This is a genomic window from Micromonospora sp. NPDC002411, from assembly GCF_053592955.1.
The window spans coordinates 1-3876 of sequence record NZ_JBSFBM010000481.1 but is presented as its reverse complement, the minus strand read 5'-3'; the positions used below and the strand labels follow the sequence as shown (position 1 = coordinate 3876).

General features: G+C 71.2%; 3 protein-coding genes and 1 pseudogene. 3 read left to right on the top strand and 1 reads right to left on the bottom strand.

Annotated features, from left to right (window positions below):
- Positions 1 to 374: pseudogene (locus ACWCO3_RS32615) on the bottom strand (hypothetical protein); the annotation flags it as partial.
- A gap of 271 nt (positions 375 to 645) precedes the next feature.
- On the opposite strand from ACWCO3_RS32615, the gene ACWCO3_RS32610 reads away from it, so the two are divergent.
- From ACWCO3_RS32610 to ACWCO3_RS32600, 3 genes are all read left to right on the top strand, one after another.
- Complete coding sequence (locus ACWCO3_RS32610) at positions 646 to 1365, top strand: MBL fold metallo-hydrolase (protein ID WP_355024541.1); 720 nt, start codon at positions 646 to 648, stop codon at positions 1363 to 1365.
- Positions 1366 to 1436: 71 nt separating this feature from the next.
- Positions 1437 to 2765: a histidine--tRNA ligase gene (hisS, locus tag ACWCO3_RS32605; protein ID WP_145783837.1), complete on the top strand. Its 1329-nt coding sequence runs from the start codon at positions 1437 to 1439 to the stop codon at positions 2763 to 2765.
- 71 nt (positions 2766 to 2836) lie between these two features.
- Positions 2837 to 3778: an acyl-ACP desaturase gene (locus tag ACWCO3_RS32600; protein ID WP_208745059.1), complete on the top strand. Its 942-nt coding sequence runs from the start codon at positions 2837 to 2839 to the stop codon at positions 3776 to 3778.
- Positions 3779 to 3876 lie beyond the last annotated feature (98 nt).

Genomic DNA, 3876 nt, shown 5'->3' with positions numbered 1-3876 from the left:
ACCGCCGAGACCGGGGTGTCCAGCCCGACGGCGTTGCCGACCCGGGAGTGCTTGGTGGTCACCGTCATCGTGCGGGTGCCGTCGGTGGGCAGGTCCTTGGTCGCCGGCGTGCCGACGTCCTTGAGGTTGGTGTTGGCGGTTGCGTCCTGCGGCGTCCAGATGCAGGTCTCCGCCGCGTCCGTGTTCTGCTTCGGGTCGGAGTCGAACGCCCCGAGCGCCCAGGCCGAGCCGGCCACCACCAACACGAGGATCAGAGCGGCTCCGACTCCGGCCTGGATCTGCCGACGGCGCCGCACGGTGGCGGCCCGGCGAGCCATCTGCCGGTCGAGCTTGGCCCGCGCCAGTTTGCGCTGCCGGTCCCTGCTGGAAGCCACCCGTGCTCCCCTTTCCTTCACCTGGTCGTCGCCGGCGGCCGGGCGTCCCGGCCCGTCCGGGCGTCACGTGTGTCGCGCCACACGCCCGCCAGAGTGTACGGCTAGCGACTGGGAATGTGGTGTACGAGGTTCCACCCCATCCCGAGCAGCGCTTATCGGGAGTTGTCACTGTGCCCTACGGGGTGCCTGAGGCGGACGCGGCAAAGTCGGTGGGCACGCCCGTTAGGCTGCTGGGCAGGACGACGACTGCTCGACGGAGAGGACAGCGCCCGTGCTCGTGGCCGGCTTTCCCGCGGACGCCTTCGGCACCAACTGCTACGTGGTCGCCACCGCGCCGGGGGAGCAGTGCGTGGTGGTCGACCCCGGCATCGGGGTGCTCGGCCAGCTCGACGCGCTGCTCGCCGAGCACCGCCTGCATCCGGCCGCCGTGCTGCTCACCCACGGCCACCTCGACCACACCTTCTCGGTCGCGCCGGTCTGCGGCGCGCGCGGCATCACCGCCTACGTGCACCCCGGCGACCGGGAGATGCTGGCCGACCCGTCCAAGGGGCTCTCCAGCGACCTGACGTCGCTCTTCGGGGGCCGGTTGACCTACACCGAGCCGGAGGACGTGGCGGAGCTGACCGACGGCGCCACACTCACCCTCGCGGGTCTGGAGATCGCCGTCGACCACGCGCCGGGCCATACCGGCGGGTCGGTGCTGTTCCGGTTGCCGGGCGCCGGGTCGGGCTGGGAGGCCGATGAGCTGTGCCTCTCCGGCGACGTCCTCTTCGCCGGGTCGATCGGTCGCACCGACCTGCCGGGCGGAAGCATGCCGGCCATGCTCACCAGCCTGCGCGACAAGATCCTTCCGTTGGCCGACGACACTGTCGTGCTGCCCGGCCACGGGCCCGCCACCACCATCGGTCGCGAGCGCGTCAGCAACCCGTACCTCGTCGAGGTGGCGCAGGTCGGCGGCGGCCGACCGGCGGCGCCCACCCGGGGCCTCTAGACCTTCTCCGCGCCGCGCGCGGACCCACGACACCACCGCGCCGCGGGCGCGGAACCGCAAGGAGTACGCCGATGAGCAAGCCCACGCCCATCTCCGGTTTCCCGGAGTGGACCCCCGGTCAGCGGATGGTCGAGCAGTTCGTGCTGGACCGGATCCGGGCCACCTTCGAGCTGTACGGCTTCGCGCCGCTGGAGACCCGCGCGGTGGAGCCGCTGGACCAGCTGCTGCGCAAGGGCGAGACCTCGAAGGAGGTCTACGTGATCCGGCGGTTGCACGCCGACGCGGAGGGCGCGGGTGGCGACGACCAGTTGGGTCTGCACTTCGACCTGACCGTGCCGTTCGCCCGGTACGTGCTGGAGAACGCCGGCAAGTTGGCGTTTCCGTTCCGCCGCTACCAGATCCAGAAGGTGTGGCGGGGTGAGCGGCCGCAGGAGGGCCGTTACCGGGAGTTCGTCCAGGCCGACATCGACATCGTCGACCGGGACACCCTGGCCCCGCACCACGAGGCCGAGATGCCTCTGGTCATCGGGGACGCCCTGCGCTCGTTGCCGATTCCGCCGGTGACCATCCAGGTCAACAACCGCAAGATCTGCGAGGGCTTCTACCGGGGCATCGGGCTGACCGACCCGGAGGCGGCGCTGCGCGCTGTCGACAAGCTCGACAAGATCGGCCCGGCGAAGGTGGCCGACCTGCTGGCCCAGACCGCCGGTGCGAGCGAGGCGCAGGCCAAGGCGTGTCTGGCGCTGGCCGAGATCTCCGCGCCGGACGCCTCGTTCGCGGACGCCGTCCGCGCGCTCGGGGTGAGCGACCCGCTGCTCGACGAGGGCATCGACGAGTTGGTCCGGGTGGTGGAGACCGCCGCCGAGCACTCGCCCGGCCTCTGCGTGGCGGACCTGCGCATCGCCCGCGGTCTGGACTACTACACGGGCACTGTCTACGAGACCCAGCTGCGCGGCTACGAGCGGTTCGGCTCGATCTGCTCCGGCGGCCGGTACGACAACCTGGCCAGCGCGGGCGCGGTCTCGTACCCCGGTGTGGGGATCTCGATCGGGGTGACCCGGCTGCTCGGGTTGCTCTTCGGCGCGGGGGCGTTGTCGGTCTCCCGGGAGGTGCCGACCGCCGTGCTCGTCGCGGTCACGAACGAGGAGCGGCGGGCGGACAGCAACCGGGTCGCCGAGGCCCTGCGCCGCAGTGGCGTGCCCACGGAGGTGTCGCCGAGCGCGGCGAAGTTCGGTAAGCAGATCCGCTACGCCGAGCGGCGGGGGATTCCGTACGTCTGGTTCCCGGGCGTCGAGGGAGCGCCGGACGAGGTGAAGGACATCCGCTCTGGTGAGCAGGTCACGGCCGTCGCTCAGGAGTGGATGCCGCCCGTGGCAGACCTGAAGCCGACGGTCGGGTGAGTGTCTCCACTGGCGCTAACGGCCGCGGGGACCTACGGTAGCGTAAGTTACGCCACCGTAGGGAGCTTCTCGTGACCGTCAGCACCACACTGAGTCAGACCGCACTTCTCGTCGAGTTGGAGCCGGTGGTTGCCCGCAACCTGGACCGGCACCTCACCCTGGCCAAGGAGTGGTTCCCGCACGAGTACGTGCCGTGGAGCGAGGGGCGCACCTTCGACGGGCCGCTCGGCGGCGAGGCGTGGTCGCCGACCGACTCGACGATCCCGGACGTGGCCCGCACCGCGCTGATCGTGAACCTGCTGACCGAGGACAACCTGCCCTCGTACCACCACGAGATCGCCACCCTGTTCGGCCGCGACGGCGCGTGGGGCACCTGGGTGCACCGGTGGACCGCGGAGGAGGGTCGGCACGGTGTCGCGATCCGCGACTACCTGACCGTCACCCGCGCCGTCGACCCGGTGGCGTTGGAGCGGGCCCGGATGACGCACATGTCGGAGGGCTACACCAACGCCCACGGCGACGAGGTGCTGCACTCGCTCGCGTACGTCTCGTTCCAGGAGCTGGCCACCCGGATCTCGCACCGCAACACCGGCAAGGCCACCGGCGACCCCGCCTGCGAGGCGCTGTTGGCCCGGGTGGCCGCCGACGAGAACCTGCACATGGTCTTCTACCGCAACCTGCTCGCCGCCGCGTTCGAGCTGGCCCCGAGCCAGGCCATGCGGGCGGTCGCCGACGTGGTGGCCGACTTCCAGATGCCGGGCAGCGGCATCGACGGTTTCGCCCGTAAGTCCGTGGCGATCGCCCTGGCCGGCATCTACGACCTCCGCCAGCACCGCGACGAGGTGTTGCAGCCGGTGCTGCGTCAGTGGGACGTCTTCAACGTGACCGGCCTCAACGCCGACGGCGAAGCCGCCCGCGAGCAGCTCGCCACCCAGCTCGACTCCCTGGACCGCGCCGCGAGTCGCTTCGAGGAGAAGCGCGACGCCCGCGCCGCCCGCCTAGCCCTCCGCTAACCCCCCCCAGGGCCCCCACCCTCGCACTCCCCTCCTGCCCCCGGTTGATCATGAAGTTGTTGCCACTCGCGCCGGCGTGTCGGGGCAACAACTTCATG